At 32.9% G+C, this 20,279-nt stretch carries 13 protein-coding genes and 3 pseudogenes; 7 read left to right on the top strand and 9 right to left on the bottom strand.

Annotated features, from left to right (window positions below):
• Positions 1-35 precede the first annotated feature (35 nt).
• A pseudogene (locus tag BBB02_RS00820) lies at positions 36-1,411 on the bottom strand (malonyl-CoA decarboxylase).
• A gap of 282 nt (positions 1,412-1,693) precedes the next feature.
• Between BBB02_RS00820 and BBB02_RS00815 the strand changes: the two are divergent.
• Positions 1,694-2,386 (top strand): TerC family protein, encoded by a 693-nt coding sequence (locus tag BBB02_RS00815; protein ID WP_127463648.1) that lies wholly within the window; start codon positions 1,694-1,696, stop codon positions 2,384-2,386.
• A 220-nt stretch (positions 2,387-2,606) separates the two neighbouring features.
• Here the strand turns inward: BBB02_RS00815 and guaA are convergent, their stop codons facing one another.
• The 4 genes from guaA to ccmC all read right to left on the bottom strand — a co-directional run bounded on the left by guaA (position 2,607) and on the right by ccmC (position 8,580).
• Complete coding sequence (guaA, locus tag BBB02_RS00810; protein WP_127463647.1) at positions 2,607-4,169, bottom strand: glutamine-hydrolyzing GMP synthase; 1,563 nt, start codon at positions 4,167-4,169, stop codon at positions 2,607-2,609.
• Positions 4,170-4,395: 226 nt separating this feature from the next.
• Positions 4,396-5,856, bottom strand: a complete 1,461-nt coding sequence (locus BBB02_RS00805; RefSeq protein WP_127463646.1) for a type II secretion system protein GspD — start codon at positions 5,854-5,856, stop codon at positions 4,396-4,398.
• Positions 5,857-6,438: 582 nt separating this feature from the next.
• The gene (locus tag BBB02_RS00800; RefSeq protein WP_127463645.1) at positions 6,439-7,482 is read right to left on the bottom strand and encodes a hypothetical protein; all 1,044 of its coding nucleotides are present in this window, start codon (positions 7,480-7,482) and stop codon (positions 6,439-6,441) included.
• 387 nt (positions 7,483-7,869) lie between these two features.
• Positions 7,870-8,580: a heme ABC transporter permease CcmC gene (gene ccmC, locus BBB02_RS00795; protein WP_127463644.1), complete on the bottom strand. Its 711-nt coding sequence runs from the start codon at positions 8,578-8,580 to the stop codon at positions 7,870-7,872.
• A 142-nt stretch (positions 8,581-8,722) separates the two neighbouring features.
• On the opposite strand from ccmC, the gene BBB02_RS00790 reads away from it, so the two are divergent.
• Together BBB02_RS00790 and ykgO are read left to right on the top strand one after the other, a co-directional pair.
• Complete coding sequence (locus BBB02_RS00790; protein WP_127463643.1) at positions 8,723-9,541, top strand: pyruvate, water dikinase regulatory protein; 819 nt, start codon at positions 8,723-8,725, stop codon at positions 9,539-9,541.
• A gap of 69 nt (positions 9,542-9,610) precedes the next feature.
• Positions 9,611-9,739 carry a type B 50S ribosomal protein L36 gene (ykgO, locus tag BBB02_RS00785; protein ID WP_006015378.1) on the top strand — a complete coding sequence of 43 codons (129 nt, stop codon included), beginning with the start codon at positions 9,611-9,613 and terminating at the stop codon, positions 9,737-9,739.
• 738 nt (positions 9,740-10,477) lie between these two features.
• On the opposite strand, the pseudogene recG reads toward ykgO, so the two are convergent.
• Positions 10,478-12,516: pseudogene (gene recG / locus BBB02_RS06695) on the bottom strand (ATP-dependent DNA helicase RecG).
• 144 nt (positions 12,517-12,660) lie between these two features.
• On the opposite strand from recG, the gene BBB02_RS00770 reads away from it, so the two are divergent.
• The 4 genes and pseudogenes from BBB02_RS00770 to BBB02_RS06760 form a co-directional block, all read left to right on the top strand.
• A complete protein-coding gene (locus tag BBB02_RS00770; protein ID WP_245970139.1) occupies positions 12,661-13,677 on the top strand; it encodes a hypothetical protein in 1,017 nt (338 codons plus the stop codon).
• A 345-nt stretch (positions 13,678-14,022) separates the two neighbouring features.
• Entirely contained in the window at positions 14,023-15,252 is a 1,230-nt protein-coding gene (gene mtaB / locus BBB02_RS00765; RefSeq protein WP_127463642.1) for a tRNA (N(6)-L-threonylcarbamoyladenosine(37)-C(2))-methylthiotransferase MtaB, read from the top strand.
• 59 nt (positions 15,253-15,311) lie between these two features.
• Positions 15,312-16,253, top strand: a complete 942-nt coding sequence (locus tag BBB02_RS00760; RefSeq protein WP_127463641.1) for an outer membrane protein — start codon at positions 15,312-15,314, stop codon at positions 16,251-16,253.
• A gap of 114 nt (positions 16,254-16,367) precedes the next feature.
• Positions 16,368-16,603, top strand: a pseudogene (locus tag BBB02_RS06760) (transposase family protein); the annotation flags it as partial.
• Positions 16,604-16,754: 151 nt separating this feature from the next.
• On the opposite strand, the gene BBB02_RS00750 reads toward BBB02_RS06760, so the two are convergent.
• The 3 genes from BBB02_RS00750 to BBB02_RS00735 form a co-directional block, all read right to left on the bottom strand.
• Positions 16,755-17,024: a transposase gene (locus BBB02_RS00750; RefSeq protein WP_127463640.1), complete on the bottom strand. Its 270-nt coding sequence runs from the start codon at positions 17,022-17,024 to the stop codon at positions 16,755-16,757.
• A gap of 550 nt (positions 17,025-17,574) precedes the next feature.
• Positions 17,575-19,095 carry a protein translocase subunit SecD gene (gene secD, locus BBB02_RS00740; RefSeq protein WP_127463639.1) on the bottom strand — a complete coding sequence of 507 codons (1,521 nt, stop codon included), beginning with the start codon at positions 19,093-19,095 and terminating at the stop codon, positions 17,575-17,577.
• Between the two features lie 72 nt (positions 19,096-19,167).
• Positions 19,168-19,542: a hypothetical protein gene (locus BBB02_RS00735; protein ID WP_127463638.1), complete on the bottom strand. Its 375-nt coding sequence runs from the start codon at positions 19,540-19,542 to the stop codon at positions 19,168-19,170.
• Positions 19,543-20,279: the final 737 nt, after the last annotated feature.

Below are 20,279 nucleotides of genomic sequence, written 5' to 3'. Positions count from 1 at the left end.
ATATTAGCACTTTCTATATGCTTGCGCACTTCCTATTATTCCTTTAACATAGCTGACACTTTTTTTGAATGAGAAATCGCTTTATTAATCATATAATTCTCATGATTGTTATCTATTTTAGGCAGCTCATACAGATAATTCACCATTATTCCGGTTGACTGACTAATGCCTTTTTCAGAAGTATCAGCCATCCAGTTGATTTGTTTGATTGATGCACCATTGCTTAAATGAAAGTGTGCTACTGGATCATAAGCACCTCCACCACTGCTTTTAACCTTTAGCAAATAATGTGCACAAAGTTTCAGTAGGGACTGTTTTTCGCATTCAATGTTAGTTTTTATGCTTTCTAAAATTTCTGTACCTGATTGTTTTATATTAAGCTTACCTAATAAAGCTACGTCTTGATTTTTTAGCCATTTTGTAAATCCAGGAACTGGAGAAAGAGTTGCATACACTTTTACGCTTTTAAATTCTTGCGATAGTTTTTCTACGACTCTCTTTATTAAAAAGTTACCGAGGCTAATTCCAGATAAACCAGTTTGAGTGTTTGATATTGAATAGAATATAGCAGTACTTGCACTGCTTGGGTCACTTGAAGGAACTGACTCGTCCAAAACGTGTTGAATACTATCTGCAATCTCATTCATCAGTGCAACCTCTACAAAAATTAAAGGTTCATTTGGTATTTTGTAATGAAAGAAAGCAAAACAGAGATGATCAGAATCTAGTCTGTTTTTTAAGTCACCCCAAGAGGAAATTTTATGTACAGCTTCATATTTTATAAGTTTTTCCAACAATGATGCAGGTGAATCCCAGGTGATTTGATGAAGATCAAGTAGATCAACATCAACCAAAGTACAAAGTATACTTTTTAATTCGTTTTCTAGTGGACTTAGACTTTTATATTGATTCTTCAGCTTGAGTACATCAGAACGCATATCAACAATAAACTTAAGGCCCTCCGGTAAGGAGATAAACTGCTTCAATATTTTAGAGCGTGGTGATTCAAGGACTTTTATTAAGTCTTGTTCAAACTTATAGCTCGACTCAGAATCTTGATTTTTCTTATATACTTTCATTTCTTCATCTATTTTCGTTTTATCCGGATTGAACTTTTCTGCCAGGGTTTGTAAAAATTTTATTTGACCTGCCTCTGATAAACTCAAGTACAAATTACCAAGAGATACGGTGTTCTTACGTGCTGAGACTTCACCCCCCTTTGGGTTTAAGCATTCGTTCATCTTCAAGACTAAACTATCGACATCGCGACTACTACTTAAATCAGGGCCAATATTGCAACCCATGACCTTACAGCATCTGCTACTTCACCTAATATTTTAAAAAATCCCTTTGTTGCTTTCTTATCTTCAACTTTTACTATATCAGTTTTTGCTAATGATTCTTTTGTCATATGTTCCTTTTATCGTGTATCTATCTTAATTTAAAGAAAAATCTTAGTCTATAAAGAAGGCATATATTTTCATGGTACAACTATTTTACAATCTATTTAAAATTTTCGTAAAGAGAGTTAGATTTTTAATTTCATTATTTCTCTTACAAAAGTACTTTTATTATAAAAATGCCCTTTTGCCTCTTTCTTTTCCGGGTAAGGCTGATTTTTTAATTACCTAGTCGAAGTTACTTAATTTTTACACATCTATTGTAAAGTACAAAATCTGACTTTGGAATGAAAATGCTAGCTGATGCTTGGACTTTATTGATAATTACGCTACTTGAAACTATACTTGGTATAGACAATTTAATCTTTATTTCTCTAGCAATAGATAAGGTGCCAAATCTGCTGAGAGAAAGAGCCCGCCTGATAGGTTTTGGCTTGGCGCTATTGATGCGTTTTGTAATACTATTTTTTACATCGCATATATTATCAATGCAAAAGCCTATATTTCACTCTGTATCACTAGATATTTCAGTAAAAGATTTGCTTATGATTGCAGGAGGGTTATTTCTTATTGTTAAAAGTTCTATGGAGTTATGGAGCGAAATTTTTGTACATAAGGAGAACAAAACAAAGGCAAACGTTAAATCACAATTTTTTTTAGTTGTGCTACAAATTATATTAATAGATTTAGTTTTTTCTGTTGATTCAATATTAACTGCTATAGCATTAACTCATAATATGATAATCATTGCTATAGCATTTACATTTTCCATATTAGCAATGCTATTTTCATCAAGTTATACCGCTAAGTTAATAAAATCCAGCCCAAGCTTAAAAGTAATTGCCATTCTATTTATTTTACTCATCGGTATATATTTAATACTTGAAGGACTTCACATAGAGCTACCAAAAGCATATTTGTATTCTTCATTTATGTTTGCACTGCTTGTGGAAGTTATAAGCAAAATAAAGAAAATGCGGCCTTGAAATTATTTTGCACAAAGCAAAAGTCTAATTTTTATTCCGGTGTGTGACGAATATCTGTACGAACATTTCGATGTCATCCGAGTAGCTGACACTGGTTCTTTTTTTCTGGATTCCAGCGTCACGCGCTGGAATGACATTAAATAGTTTTCCTTAAAATTTGAGTTATGCAAGCAGCCTCTTTGGTGTGATTCGAGTAGCTGAAACTGGAATGAAATTATTGCTACTCCCACTCAATAGTTGCTGGTGGCTTGGAAGTTAAATCATACACAACTCGATTTACTCCGGAAACTTTGTTAACAATTACACTACTGACGTCTTGCAAAAACCTCCAAAATACTAACGAATGTTGATCTTTATTTTCAAATGGAAATGCATCAGCTGTCATGCCATCAGATGAAGTCACAGCCCTTAAAGCGCAAACATATCCGTATGTACGATTATCTCCCATAACTCCCACAGTTTTTACTGGTAACAGTACAGCAAAAGCCTGCCATATTTTATCATACAGATCATAATTTTTCATTGTGTTGATATATATTTCATCTACTTCTTGCAATATTCGTACCTTTTCTTCATCAACCTCACCTATGATCCTCACTGCAAGTCCAGGTCCAGGAAATGGATGTTGAAATATTATCCCATCTGAAAGCCCAATTTCTTTGCCAAGTAGCCTTACTTCATCTTTAAAGAGATAGCGTAAAGGTTCTACTAGTTTCAGATTCATTTTTTCTGGCAGCCCACCAACATTGTGATGAGATTTAATTGTACTAGTGTTTCCTGAAGCGTGCCCTGATTCAACTACATCAGAGTAAATGGTGCCTTGCATTAAAAAATCCACATCACCTATTTTTTTTGCCTCTTTTTCAAATATTTCGATAAAAGTATTGCCGATAATTTTTCGCTTTTCTTCCGGATCAGTTATTCCCCTTAACCTACTTAAAAACAAGTTTGATTTATCAATGTAATTTATTGGAATTTCTTTTAACATAGCAGTGGTCTGGCTCTTACGCAATAACCCAGTATCGATAAAAATACAGTTTAATTGTTTTCCTATAGCTTTGTGTGTAAGAACTGCTGCAACACTTGAATCAACCCCTCCACTTACTGCAGCAATTACTTTTTTCTCCCTTACTAAGTTTTGAATTTTTTCCTTCTGTTTTTCAATGAATGACTTCATTGTCCAATCTCTCACACAATTTGCAATATCTAAGAAATTAGAGAGAAGTTTACTACCATTTGTCGTAGGCTTAACTTCAGGATGGAACTGAGTACAGTAAATCTTCCGCTGTTCGTTGGCAATTATTGCGATTGTTTGATTTATTATACCTGAGGCAATAGCAGTAAATCCTTGCGGTATAGTTTCGACACTGTCTGCATGGTTCATTAGAACATCGACTTCGGAATTAACGTCCCAAGTATCCTTTATAATTGGGGATTCTTTTAGTATCTTGATTTTAGTTTTGCCAAATTCCTGATTGAATTCTTTTCTTACCTTCGCCCCGAAATAATGACAAATGAGTTGCTGTCCATAACATATTCCAAGTATAGGAGTGTTTATTGTTTCGTTAAGTTTTATAATTTTATGTGCTACTTCACTTACTTCAGAGCAATTGTCATTTACAGATTGCGGTCCTCCAGAAAAAATAAATCCATTGAATTTTGATACTGTTTCAAAATCGATATTGCTTGGAAATATTTCACAGTAAACGCCTATTTCCCTGATTTGTCTTGCAATAAGCTGTGTAAACTGTGAACCAAAATCAATAACGGCAATTGCTGACAATGTGCTCCTCCATATTATTTAAAGCAATATTTGATAATAAAGAAAACAATAAAGTAAGTAAACTAAGACCTGTTTAAAAACTTTAATATATGACTAAAGTAACTTAAATTTACCCAACAGATTTGTGATTAAGCTGTCTTAATTATCATTCTGATATTCTCTTCTTATCATAATAGCAACCCCAATATCTTTCCTTAAGTTGATGCCATTGCCTGAACGGATACGTTTAATATATATATAAATTCCTATCTTTTATATCTAATAAACCAAGTGTTGGTACGATTGTTGCTTTCAGGAAGATGACGGTTTCTACTGTCTTAGCCAGTTTTTTTGACTTTTGATGCAATAAGTTTTGGTTATCTTTTCTATGCTCTATAAGCCCACCAATTACCATAACTTCGCCGCTCTTAATTTTTAACGTAGAGTGCATTTCTCTGGTTTCAATAATTGGAATCTCACTATTTAATTTCATTTTATTCTGTTGTGCGACATATTCTATATTTGGGTCTTTAGTGTAATCGTTAATTCTTGATAAGGTTGGGTGTATATCCATGAATATTTCATTAGTATCAATGTTAATGCTTGGATGGATTATTAACACCACACCTATTGGAGTGCTATTCATCTTGGTAATTAATGCATGATTGGAATTTTTGGTATTTTTCTGTATATCGGAAGTAAAATAGATATGGTTTTTAGTAAATGAAATCATTGCTTGCTGATTATTTATAGCATGTACTCTAGGGCTTGAAATTACGGTTGAAGTGCCAAATTTGCCTAAATTTTTTACTAAGTTTCCTAAATCACTCACACTAGAGTTAATTGCTAGGTCAATAATAGAGTTACCTTGATTTGTTATAGATTTGGTTTCATTATGCAAATCATTTAAGTTGATACCAGAAAGGTATTTATCGTCTAATAAAACTTCAACTATTTTGGCCTCGATCATTACTTGAGAAGACGCCAATTTCTTAACTTTATTAATATATTCTTCAACAGCTTTGTGAATATCTTTTCTAGCATTTAGAATAATGACACCAGCTTCTCTGTTGGATGAAAGAAACTCACCATCATCTACTCCGTTAACATCCATTATTGCATTTAAGCCTTTTTCTAATGAATTCCATAAATCACTACTATATTGAGATTTCATATAGTTTCTATCACCATCACTGTCGATAATATTGTTACCAATGATAAAACTCCTTTGCGCAGAGTGTTGAATATTGATGAAGTCTACGTAATAATTTTGTGCATATGGCAAATCTTGTTCAATTCTAATTACACCATTATTCATTGAGTAACGCAATTTGGCGCTGTTGGCTATATTCTGAATTACTTCGTTTATGTTCTTATCTTTTAGTTTTAAAGTAATATTACCTGATATTTCGGGGTCTATGTCTAAGTTAATGTCAGAAAGTTTTCCTATCTCAATCAGTAAATCCTTTACTGGTACTTTTTCATCAACATTAATCGAAAGAAACTGATTACTGGTTGTAAGATCGGGAAACTCTACCGGTAAAGGTATCATTTCTGGTATTGCTGGTTCGTTATTCTTCAAAGGAGTATTATATTGTTGCAACGAATAATCGTGCTTATAATTGTCTATATTAACAGAATGTTGCTTCTTAGGTAGATGTGTACAAGAAATAATGAAAAGGAGTATTAAACATTTTAAAATAGCCATGAGGGCAGCATACAAATCTATACTAATAGTTTTCTATAAAAATGTTAAAAATGTATTTAATTGTATCCGTTCAGGGGAGTGGTTTAAGAAATGATGGATAGGAGATTATGAAAAGGGTTTAGCTGCATGGAAGTGGGATGAAAAGAAGCACTGGTTTCACATGCGTCTGAACAGACACCATTTTACAGCATTTTAAATTTGTCCAAAATTGAGTTGAATTAAAATGTAGTTTGACACAGTTTATTTAACATTCCCCAGCTTTGTTATTTTGATAGTGAAGATATTCTAGCGCTCGAAATCTATCTTCGTCTGCAGACTTTTCAACTTCATTAATTTACAATCTCTAGTTAAAGTATATTGTACTTATGTATAGATAACTTCTATCATAGCTATATACATTTTTCTGAGTTTTTTTGTATTACTTAGGAGGATCATCATGTTTAAAATCATGGATTACGCATATCATTGACATAAATGCCTTAAAAGGACAGATGGTACCTACGTCCTCTTTATATAGATTATGTATTTGTTCAGATACGACTAAATTGTGTCTAGTGTAGAAAAAATTAGACAAATTCAGCCTTATATAGAACCAAATTCAACGGAAGTAAAATTATCCTCATTTCCATAATAGTAAGGATTTGCTTCTTGCGTATTATTAACAGCAGTTTTTAATAGTACTTCCTTATCATTATTCCATGCAACTTTCTCCATAATTGGAATATAATCCTTACACTTTTGATTATCTTCACAATCCTTGATTTTACCATTATCATTTAGATAACGCTTCAATGCATCATAGTATACTTTAGTGTTATTACCCTCTTTATCTATCATTTGTCCTAAGGTATTAACAAGTATCAATGGTGCAACTTGTTTTGCTTTTACAACACTTGTTTCACTGGACTCTCTAAAAAGATTAGGACATGCTCCTCTGGAAAAAAAGCTCTTGTTGAATTCTGGATTACTACGGTAAACGTTCGGGTAACAGAAACTCTTAATCTCTTCTTCTTGACACGCTAACTCTCTTTGATCATCCACACATTTTTCACATTCTATATTACCAAGCCAGGATATTGAATTAAGATCCTCTGTAAAGGCAAATTTAAAATTTACTGCACCATAATTACCATTTGCTCCCTCTTCTATATATTTTGCAATTTTAGAATTGCTGTACATCTCGGGATATAATTCCTTTAGTAAATCAGATGAACTAAAACCTTGACAACCTATCTTATTATCAACTTTATAAAAATGAGAATATGGCCCACAATTTTCATACTTGGAACAATCTGAGGTTACTTTTCGAGATGTAATTTCTCCATTTTCATTCCCTCCTTCATCAGTAACAGGTTTATCTATACCATTTCCTTTTTTACATTCTTCAGCTACTTTTTTATACCACTCAGTCTCTGCTTTTGCTCGCTTAACCTCCTCTTCACATTTCGTAAGCTTCTTTTCTACTAGTTCAAAAACCTCTTTTACTATCGGAACTGGATTTGTAAATCGCTTCTCAGTCGTAGTTTCATCCTCAGTCATCTCATCTATATCCTCTTTACCATAAAAAAGTTTGTTGTTATATAAATAACTACTATTAACTTGATCACTATAGGTGTTTTTTGACATAGGAACCTCCTCTACAGTCAAAACTGGAATTACATAAAAGTATAAGTATCTACCTGAATATAAAGAAACCACAGTTCAAGAAATCTCAGGTTAACTCAGAAATTATTATAAGCTAAAGTAATTAAAAATTTAATAACTTGCATTATAAATATAGCATAATAACCAATAATTAGATTTTCTTTCAATTTCTATCTTATCTTCACCAGCTTTACATAGAGCACATCTTTATTCACTAGAGAATCATGATTCTTCTCCTTGCATGTGATTAATCACTATAATCTTGAAGTGTGGTTTGTACGTAATTAGTTCTGGAACTTGCTAATGGATGATTGCTCTACATTTTAATCTCTGTCGCTGTTCACAACATTACACTCTGGAACTATATACCTAATATCGCATGCTAATTTCTCTCTTTATCTTCTGCAAATTAATTAAATGAAGGGCATTAAGTATCCACACTACTAAAAAAAGTGTGGTACAAAATATAAACATTGCAATGAGTGGCAGCATTAAAGAACCTTCTATTGCTACTCCACCTTTTCTAAAAATACTTGCTGGCTGATGAAGAGTAGACCATAAATTCACAGAAAATTTTACTATGGGAATATTTATAGCACTAAAAATGGCAAATACTGCTGATGATTTCTCTGCTCTTGCTTGATTATCAAAAGCGCTCCACAATGAAAGATAACCAACATACAGAAAAAACAAAATCAGCATTGAAGTAAGCCTTGCATCCCATACCCACCAAGTACCCCATGTTCCTTTTCCCCAGATGCTACCTGTGATTAAGCATATTGCCGAAAAGACTGTCCCTGCAGGAGCAGCAGCATGTGCCAAAACACTAGCAACGCTATTGTTCCACACCAACGAAATGAAACTGAGTGATGCAATGAGTCCGTATATTCCAAGAGCAAGCCATGCAGAAGGCACATGAAGATACATAATTCGTACAATTTCTCCTTGTTTATAATCTCCTGGGGAGAAGAATAATGCCAAGAACATTCCAATTAAAAAACATGCGAAACAAATAACCCCAAGCCAAGGTAGAGCTTTTTTAGCAAAAGAAGTGAAATTTGTAGGCTTTAATAAAAACATTCGTTTTGAGAATAATTGTGTTAAGAATTTATCAATTAGTTTGAGTTTTATCAACAAGATAGTTTTTCTATATTTACGTAGTATAATAAATTAGCACAATTTCAGTAGCAGATTGCTTGCTATTATTTTTAGTATAACGTTGATGACCCTTAAAAAGCTTAACCTACACTTAGTGTCAGATTCAAGTGGTGAAACTGTTATATCAGTTGCAAAATCAGCTCTGAAACACTTTCGTTCTGTAGAAACGATCGAATATGTTTGGTCTTTCGTAAAAGGAGAAGAGCAGATTGACAAAATTTTAGAGGAAATTAATAGAAAAAGTGATGAGCATAATTTTGTTATATGCACTATTACTAATGATGAGCTAAGAAAATATCTAAAAGATAATTGTATCAAGTTAAAAATTCCATATCGAGCAATATTATCACATATTATTAGAGAAATCTCATCCTATCTTGAAATTGAAAAGGATGAAAAACTTGACCTGTATACTGAAATAAATAACGAGTATTTTCAGCGCATTGAGGCAATAAACTATACCATTAATCATGATGATGGACAAAATATTCAAGATATTGATAAAGCCGATATAATTTTGGTTGGAGTTTCACGCACATCAAAATCTCCCACCAGTATGTATTTAGCTTACCGAGGCTATAAAGTTGCAAATGTTCCTTTTGTTAGCGAGATACCCTTTTACGTCGACTTAGCAAAATTAAAAAATAAACTGACTATAGGAGTAACAATAGACGTAAGAAGGCTAATAGAAATACGCAAAAATAGACTGACTTCAATTAATAATGAAGGTAATAATATATATGCTGACCCTAGAAAAGTAGAAAAGGAAATTAAAGAAGCAGAGGAGTTCTTTAAGCAAAATAACTGGCCAATTATTGATGTCACGCAAAGGTCAATCGAAGAAGTATCAGCAACAATTATACAGTATTTTAATAAAATGTGAAAAATTTATCAATTGACTAACTCTCTGTCAGTGATCATAATGTAAGGTAATTCTATTCTTACTGTAGATATGAAAGTTAAAGGGTCACTAAAATCTCATCGTAACAGAGATAAAAATTGTAAAGTTGTGAAAAGGGGTGGTAAGGTTTATATTATAAATAAGGTAAAGCCAAGATGTAAAGCGCGTCAAGGTTCTTAGCTTTTTGTTTTCCTTTTTATGTCATATGTTTTTCATATGGAAGCATGGTTAGAAAGAAACAAAAACTGTTGCATAGCACTGCCCATTTCTTCTCTTACATTATATTTTGGTATTAACATGATTACAGGCAGACGTGGCTTGTTAACATTAATTAACTTAAAAAAAAGAAATTAATTACGTGCGTCAACAAGTCCATGAATTTTAGTTCCACCCTAAGCCCTCTTGAGCTTGAGAATTTTTTCTATATATAGGCTGAGCATGAATGACATCTGATCATCAATTATGCAAATCTTGTTGTGCATACTTAAGTCATTTTGCCAAAATTCCCTTTTTGCATCACCTTTTAAACCTCTTGTGTATACTTCTGTAATTGTGGTAAATTTTTGATCATTGGCAGCCACTTCTCCACACTGCTTCCATACATATTCTCAACTTCTTCTCGCTTTTACTGTGTATTCCTTTTGTGCTCTTTAAAACGGTACCTTCTCTATATGTATATATATATTTATTGTCATTAGGCTAAGTTACCGCTTTTTTTCCATTTTTATACTTCCTGCCCTTGATTAATTTGACCTGCTAACATTTTGTTTACAGGGCCTGCTATTAACTCTGCACAATTTATTCTTATGGTAAAAACTTCTTCTTCACTCTTATTTTTCCTTAACTTGACGCATATGGTTTGTTAAATACTCCCGTCTGTCAAGGAATTTCTACTCATGAAGGTTATGGCTTGGAAGATTACTGAAATTTTGAAAAATGTAGTCTACTTCTATATTCAAATATATCAAGCAGTAATTCAAAATTAGCTATTGTACCTTTTGCACTATTATATGCAAGGTTGAGCAATTCTCTGTCCTCATATAAATCAGCAAATTTAAACTCCATGCACCCTGATTGTTTTGTGCCTAGAATATCTCCGCTACCCCTCAGCATCATATCCTTTTCAGCAATATAAAATCCATCTTGTGACTCACACATAATCTTTAACTTTGAATACGAACTTTTACTGAGATTGTCATATAACAGTACACAAAAAGACGGTTTATTTCCTCGTCCTACTCTACCTCTTAACTGATGTAATTGCGATAACCCGAACTGCTCTGCATTCTCTATAATCATAATAGTTGCATCTGGTACATCTATGCCAACTTCTATCACAGTGGTTGCAACAAGCAGAGAAAATTCATTTCTCTTGAAGGAAAACATCACTTGATCTTTCTGCTCTTGAGTTAGTTTTCCGTGTATTATTCCGACTCTATCAAAAAATGTCTTTTGTAGTTCCTGAAAGCGCATTTCTGCTGCGGCAATATTGAGTTCTTCGTTTTCTTCTATGTATGGACAAATCCAATATGCTTTTTCGCCTCTATTTATAGCATTTTTCAGTCTTTGAATAATATCTGATACTTTTTTAACGTTCATAATAACGGTTTTTATTGGCAATCTAGATTTTGGTTTTTCCCTTAAAATAGAACATTCAACATCACCATACATAGCTTGCTGCAAGGTTCTTGGAATGGGAGTTGCAGTAACAAAAAGTATATCGGTATTTTCTCCTTTTCCTACCAACCGATTCCTCTGTATCACTCCAAATCGCTGTTGTTCGTCTATGACTGCGAGTCCTAAATTTTTAAATGTAACGTTAGCTTGAAATAATGCATGAGTACCAATTACTATATTTAAAATACCACTTGCAAGTTCGTTCATAATAATCTTTCTTTCCTTGCTCGCAGTTTTACCGGTAAGCAAAGCAACTTTTATATCAGTACAAGATAGAGCTTCTTCGATCCAATTATAATGTTGCTCCGCTAAGATAGTGGTTGGTGCCATTAAAGCTGCTTGCATGTTATTTTCTACCACATTCAGCATCGTAAAGAGTGCAACTACAGTTTTGCCACTCCCAACGTCACCTTGTAGCAGACTTACCATACGGTATCTGGATTTTTGTCTTTCTGAGATTTCATCTATCGCTCGAATTTGATCATTTGTTAATTGGAACGGTAATTCATTTAAGACCTGCTCTTTGTATTTACTCAATATTACAAATTCCCTTCCTCTTTTTTTACATGATTTTCCCTTGCAAGCTTTAGTGCCAACTGGTACGCAAATAGCTCATCATAAGCAAGTCTTTCTCTGCAAACTTCTGCTTCTGCGAGTGAGCTCGGTCTGTGCAATCTTATGATGCTTTCTTTCCAATTCAGCCATTTCTTTTGCTTGATTAATGTTTCATCTATCCACTCTGGCAAATCAGGCAAATCTTTTAGATTAGAACTTATTATGTTTCTAATGCTCTTGTTAGTAATACCGCGACATAATTGGTAAACTGGCTCTATGCAGGCTATTTCTTTAAATTGATTGATATCAGATAACATATAATCTGGGTGAGTAATTTGCCAATGTTCGGCAAACTTTTCAAGTTTACCACTGATTACTATATCTGTTCCAACTGGAAATAATTTATACAAATATTTAACTGAGTAATTAAAAAAAACTATAAATAAATACTGACTTTCACTTTCAACGATTATTTTATATGGCCTACCTCTAACAGTGGGGCGCTGGTGCTCATACACTTTTGCCATAAAAGTTGTAAATTCTCCTACTTGAGCATCAGGTAGTGATTTACTTCTATCCACATAACTGAGCGGCCTATAAAACAGCAAGTCCATTACTCTGTCTCCACCGCAAAGTTTAGGCAATATTGCGGAATGAAACTTTGGTATATTCTCAATTTTACTATTTAGAAAAGTCAGCACACTTGACTGCTCATCAACATTCATACTGTGTAAAACCGTTTATTCATAATAGAGCCTTACTAAAATCCTGTCACCCTATTATGACTGTCTATGTTAAGTATATTATTGACATATTAACTATTTTTATGTATTATTATACTATCAGCAATTCATATCAAAGTATTAACAATGAACAACTCTACACAGGAAAAAAATGAAAATCCAGTCGTTACACTAAAAGCTCAGGCAGAAAAGTTTGATTTCAGTAAGTTAAGAGCTTCAAGAGATAATAAAGCAGCAAATTCTGGTGAAGCTATATATAAAGATTTTGATAGAATGGACTTTGTTATTAAAGACAGAAATATAGACAAAATCTTAATTAAAGCGCTGGTAAACAGAAATAAGGAAGGATTTGATAAGATTTGGGAAGAATATTGTGAAGATCCAGAAATCCCTAGTGATAAAAAAACTGATCAATATAAAGAAGAGATTAAAAGATTTTACGATTTAGGTAAAGAACACACGCATCTATTACCGAAAGAAGGAGATAAAAACAAGAGTTATCGTGCATTTGCAAAAGAAGTTTTTAAGGAAATATTTGAATATGCCAACGCTCAGGTTCCAAGTGACTCTATCTTAGAGGAATTGGTTACCAATTGTAATCAGGCAGGGTATGAAGCTGGTGTATTTATAGAATCTCAATTTGCACTTAGCCAACATTCATTGAAAATACTCTCACCTAAAAAAGTTATAAATATCTATTATGTTGACCAAAATAATGTGAGTGTTAGATCTGATATGACATTACCAATACTCTCCCAAGAGAGTGATGTTCAATTAGGTGACAAGGTATGCGATCTATCCAGCTCACTAGAATTTACACTTGAATCTCAAGATGGGAAAGATGATGTGATATATAAAGATGGCAAATTGTCACTTACTGTGCCTAGAAAATTGAGAGATTACAAAATTGATGGCAGAAGTTTATTTGATACCATTAAAGAATATTTCTACAAATTCTGCGAGAAGTTAGGATTCAAGTTTGAAGTAGAAATAGAACACAATTTTGAAGAAGAAGATTCTTTATATGAAGGTGAGGAGTATAACTTTGAGGGAGCACGTCTTGTGTTTCAAGAACAACCTCAAAACTATATAGAAGATCCAGATGTGGATCCTCTTAATAAAAAACGTGAAATTTCACCTTGATAATATGTACTAGACGCAACTTAATCTGACAGAAAAACTAATGTCAATCTCTATGTTTGATGCTACTAATATTTTTCTAAAAAGCAATATGCTTGCTATCAAGAAAAGTCTGCATAGCAATATTTACCTAAATGAGGCCTTGTCTCAATTCCTAAATATAGCTGTGATTTTCTGGTTTATCATAGCCCATATCAGTCAAAATGCGCGATAAGATCTTACTGTATATCTACAAATTCTTCCTGTGATTTTCAACTCTAGAGGTTATGTTTAAATTATAATATCTACCAAAAAAATAGTCATTTTGCTTAGATATTTGATATAATTTAGATCTATTAAAGCAAAAGCATGAATGAAGTAATAACATTTGGTTGTCGTCTAAATTTCTACGAGAGTGAGTTAATCAAAGAAGCATTAAAAAAAGCGAAGAGAGAAAATGTTGTTGTGGTGCATAGCTGTGCAGTGACAAATGAAGCAGAACGTCAAGTAAAGCAAAAAATACGTAAGATCTATAAGAATGACCCAAGTAAAGAAATTATCGTAGTTGGCTGCGCTGTTCAATTAGATCCTAAATCATATAGTGATATTCCTGGTGTAAGTAAAGTGCTAGGTAATCAAGACAAGCTAAGAGCTGAAAATTATCTACTAAATAATGATGAAATCTTAGTCAGCGATAACCAAGTAGAACCTATTCTCATTAATGGATTTGAAGATAAATCAAGGGCATTTATTGAAATTCAAAATGGTTGTAATCATAGCTGCACATTTTGCTCAATTACTGAGGCAAGAGGGAATAATCGATCTGCGCCAGTAAACAATATTATAGAGCAAATTAAGATTTTTATAGAAAATGGGTATCAAGAAGTGGTGTTTACAGGTGTTGATATTACTGATTTTGGTACAGATTTGTTTGGTAAGCAATCACTTGGTTCAATGATTAGAAGAGTTTTAAAGGATATACCACAGTTAAAGAGACTAAGACTTTCCTCTATTGATGTTGCTGAAGTCGATGATGAACTAATGGATTTAATAGCTAATGAGTCAAGACTTATGCCTCACTTACACTTGAGTCTACAGTCTGGTAATAATTTAATACTAAAGAGAATGAAACGTCGTCACAATAGAGAACAAGTGATAGAATTTTATCATAAAATGAAGAGCTTAAGACCTAATATAGCATTTGGCGCTGATATTATTGCTGGATTTCCAACAGAAACTGATGAAATGTTTCAGGATACAGTTGATTTACTGAAAAAAACAAATATAGTTTACCTGCATGCTTTTCCATATTCAGAGCGGAAAAACACACCTGCTGCACGGATGCCACAAATACCAGAGAATGTACGTAAAGAACGAGTAAAGCATCTAAGAGAAATAAATAAAGAAATGATGAGCAATTTTTATCAATCTTTGCTCGGCACTGAGCAAAACGTTCTGGTTGAGCAAAATCATACTGGTAGAGCAGAAAAAAATTTTGCATTAATAAAACTTACATCAAGAGTTCAAGCTAAAAGTATTGTGAAAGCTCATGTTAAAGGAATAGAAAATAATTGTTTAATTGGAAATATTATTTCTTAATTTTTGTACATTAAAGGAATATATGATATAGTAGTTATACTATAAATGATAATTCATTGGTGATGAATAGAATATCTATTACTTTATTTTTGACTTTCGTTCCATGTGTCTATTTTTTTATTACTTATATCAGTAACAATACACACATTGAGCAAGTGCAACCATTAAAATTAGAAACAGACAATAATGAAAGTGTAATACGTTCTGAAGAGGTTGCTGAAAAAGAAATACCAATAAAATATCAAGAACTTAAAAGTAGTTCACCTTCTGTTTTCCAAGTAGCTAATCAGAAAAATATGTGGCCAAGTATTGCAGATCAAGCTGAGCCTACAAAGGAAAAATCAAAAAAACTTGATTTCTATGTTAGTGCTAACGGTGGTAAGATATACCATGATAATTCAGAAACATTTGTAAAGGGTATAAAGGCAATAGGAGAAAGGTTTATTAGTTTAATCAATACAGCTAATCCTAATCTTTCTTTGCAAGAAAGATTAGGATCATTGTTTATCAAAGCGGGATTAGTAGATGAAATTCAGAGTATAGAGAAATTTAACGGTAAAATTGATTTCCAGTGGCTTAGGAGCGTATCTTTAGGTTACTATGCTGGGGAAAATGGCCGAGTTGATTTTGAAGCTATGTATTCTACAGCCAATATTGAAGATAGTAATTCTCCTCCGGTATTTGAGAAATCAGCAAGCGTGTTTGCATTTTTATTAAACTTCTATTATAACTCCAGCATTCGAGATACACAATTTGCTCCGTATATTGGCCTTGGTATAGGGCCAACGGTTTTTAGATTAAAAAAGATTAATGGATCACCAGAAAATTCAATGCCACTGAATGTTCCTTGGTTTGCTTATCAAATAAAGCTTGGTGTTGACTATTCAATAATCCCAGAAGTTAAAACCTTTCTCGGCTATCGTTATTTTAGCATTCCGATACCTATTGCAGACGATATATCCACTCATAATATTGAAGTTGGTTTGATTTTTAATTTCTAGTAATAATATCTGTTCAAGGGTATCTGAAGCAAAAGTGGTCAGTGCTTCTTTTCTTGCCATTAGACTTCTTGGATAACTTAAGAAACAAGTAGTAGAAACAATATTAGGGAAGGTATAAATTGTGAGCAGGTAAGTAAACTTGATGAAGAGAAGCTTCGAAGACTAAGAGGAGTAAAAAGAAAAACATTGGAAAAATAATAGAAATTTTAATAGAGGAAGAGGCAAGAAAAATGCAAGAGGAGGAAAACCAAATAAACAATGCATGTTTGTTAATAGCACTAGAATATTTGCGTAAATACCGTACATATTTCCATATAGCGCAAAGCTATGGAATAAGTGAAAGTATTGCTAACGGCTGAATAGAAGATGCATTGATAAAACATTCAGATTTCAGGAAGATAAAGAGCTATTAAAGTCAAATGTAGAATACGAGATTTTAGTAATATAGCTAACCGAAGTTTCGTATTCCATGCAGTCGAAAAAGCCCTCTATTTCTAAGCTTTATTGACTCGGATAATCCATAACTGGGGTTTGTAGAGCCTTTCTTATGGCGTGCTTGATCAGAATCGGATTTAAATCTGGCAAGTATGGAGGTAAGAACAAAATTTTACACCCAATATTTTCTATCAAATTTTTCGTCCTTGCAGATTTATAAAAGCTCGCATTGTCGAGAACAATAGTCTGTCCAGGTTTAAATACAGGAACAACTACATAAGCATCAAAAATCTCGTTGTTGCAGTAGCCTTCAGGATGCTTTAACTTTTCCTTCATTTAGTGCTCCAATCATGCTTACCCTCTTTCTTTTAAACCCTGGGCAAATAACCTCTTGCCTCTTTGAGACCACCCATATTCATAAAATTCATTGTCCTCTATTCCAGACTCATCTATGTATATCAAGTTTTCTTTATTTATTTCTTTCTTTTTTTATGAACTCTTTGCGTTTCTCTTTATCTCTTTCCCAATAAAGAAAAGTTTTTTTATATGTATAGTTTACTTTGCTAAGGTAATTTTATACTGTGTTTTTACACATATTACCAAATGCTTCTACTATCTTTTCAATTGTAATATCCAAATTCTCATTTAGAAATTTGGCAAATCTATCCATATCTTTAATCTTATGGCAATATCCTTTGTGATAGCCTGAATATGGTTTCTGTTTCTTTTTTCCTTTTCCTCCACAAATATATTGGTTTTATGCTCACTAAATTGGTGAGCATGTTACAACGTTTTTGACGATGAAAAGACTGGATAGCTACTTGCATGACAACCATTTAGCTGTCTTTTCTCGTCTATCTTATTTTGTCACTCTGCTGAACAGATACTAAAGTACTAGCTTTTGTGGGTTGATGCACAATTCTATCAGAAGTTTTGTGACTATAATTGCAGAAAACATCGAGCATAAAACTCCTATCGATAAAGTGATAGAAAATCCTCTAATTGCTCCGCTACCAATAATGAACATTATTCCTGAAGCAATTAGTGTAGTGAGGTTTGAATCAAGGATTGTTTTTATTGCGTTTTTAAATCCTTCTTCAATTGCACGAGCTGTTCTTTTTCCTGCTCTTATTTCTTCGCGAATGCGTTCAAATATTAAAACATTTGCATCTACCGACATGCCAACAGTTAGAGCAATGCCAGCAATTCCAGGGAGAGTAAGAGTTGCTTCAAGTAAGGTAAGAATGAGTAGTATAGAGATTACATTAAAAACGAGTGCAACAGATGCTAACAAGCCTAATTTGCCGTAAGTAATAATGATTATAGATAGACCAACGGCTATGATAGATATTATTGCTGCAATTTCTCCTGCTTTTATTGATTCTTCTCCAAGGCTTGGACCAATGTTTTTTTCTTCAATTATTTTAAGTGGTGCAGGTAGTGCACCGGATTTTAAAAGTATTGCAAGTTCACTTGCCTGTTTTTCAGTGGTGAAGCTACCACTAATTTCTCCTTCTCCATTTAGGATTGGTTCACGTATTGTTGGCACAGTTAAGACTGTGTTATCTAGAACAATTGCAAAGGGCTTTCCTACATTTTCTTTAGTGATTTTTGCAAATCTTTTGCTTGCTACGCTATCAAATTTAAAGTGTACTGTCGGTTTACCTAAATTGCCAAATCTGACTGATGCATTAACTAGTGAATCACCGCCTATTTCAGTTTTGCGGAATATCGGGTAGGAATTACCCAAAGAATCCTTGAGCATAATCGTAGTGTCATGATCGATATCTTGCATTTTAGCTACATTGGTGTTTGCCAAATGGAAGGCCAGCTTGGCTGTTTTGCCAAGCAGAGATTTTATCTGCTGAGTGTCTTCTACTCCTGGAACTTGGACTAATATCTTATTTTGTCCTTGTTTTTGCACACTTACTTCCTTAGTACCAAGCTTATCCAAGCGCCTTTGAACATTAATTATCGATTCAGAAACTACCTCATTGATTAGAGAATTTTTATAGTTAGATTTATATGAAATGAAAATTGCAGTATTTTTTCTACTCAATTCTAAATTTGGGTTTATTTTATGTATTAACGTTGAAACTTTTTTGTAATCATCAATATTATTTAAAGTTACAACCACTTGTTTATCATTTTTTGCGCTAAATTCAATCTTTTGTGTTAACAGACCTTCTTTTATTTCATCGGTTAGCATGCTTAGTTTCTCTTTGAAGTAAAAATCTAAGTCTACATTTAGAAGCAGAGATGATCCACCTTTCAGGTCAAGCCCTAAATTTATTCTCTTTTTTGAGGTAAAGAACTTATTATCAATAAAATTTGGCAGTATTATATATAAGGACAGCAAAAAAATTAGTAACACTGAAAGAGATTTAACTATTATCTTGTTTGGCATAAATTTAAACTATATTAGTGCATTGTAGACCGAATAGTTGCTAATCACAAGCACCTAAAAGATTAGGACCGCCTAAAGCCCTGATCTATAATTGATGGTCTGCGTTTGTTTTTCTAAAATATCATTATAAATCCATGAATGAGGTTCAGAGGTAGCTTTAAGATTCTCTATTTGTTTATTTTTTCTAATGCTATCAATCGGAAGGTAAATGCATAAACCAAGTATTGAGAAAGTAACTATGGTAGCTGGTATGTGAATAGCAAGAAATTCACTATAACTTGGATCTTTCCAACCGAGAGGACTAGATAGAGAGGGGTGAGAGGAAAATCTGGGAATTGCTACTACTGCACTTAATGCTGTTAGAATAATAGCGACAGTGGTACCTACAAGAGGTAAAATATTCTTTTTATTAAATCTGCCATTAGAATCTTTTAAAATATCAAACATATAAACTCCTCAATTACTAACATGCGTGATACTAAGAGCTAATTATAAAATGTTCAATAACTAAATTGGAGATAATAAAAAATGGGCATAGAATATAGATATACAATATAGTAGCTTTAAGGTTTTATCAGAGCAAACTACAATTGCAACTTATTCAATAAAAAGAAAAGTTTAGCTGCTAAATCTCAGGCCAGATCTGTATTTCAGAAATACTATTTTCTTCATCACCTCACTGCAGACCATAACTACTATATCACTCTCTTTATATTAATGTTTAAATATTAATACAGAGTACACTATGAATGACAAGGCTTATCTTAAAAACCTGCTACAAAACAAAATGATGATTTATAGCTAATCACATTTAGTTGACTTTCTAACTAAATTAATATATTATTTAATATACAATCAAGATTAAAGGTTAATGAAGTTAAGTATGCTGATGTCACAAAAACGCAAAGAATATTGTAAGTTGAAAATGTGATATAAAAGAGGATAAGAGGGAAAGATAGCCCTACTCACTATAGGAATAGGACTATCATGGGCGTGTGCGACCGGAAGAATATTGGTACTACAACCGTTTAAATAAAGGTACACTAGCCCATCTCTCGATACGTTTGAACAGTTGCTTGGGACATATATATGCACCCGTTTACAATCTTAAATTAACTAAAACTATCGAGGTTTATTATGGTTACATCTTATCAAAATTTTATTGGCATTGACATCGGAAAATT

Source organism: Wolbachia endosymbiont of Bemisia tabaci (assembly GCF_003999585.1).
GTDB lineage: Bacteria > Pseudomonadota > Alphaproteobacteria > Rickettsiales > Anaplasmataceae > Wolbachia.
This window is presented reverse-complemented; position numbering and strand designations above follow the sequence as displayed.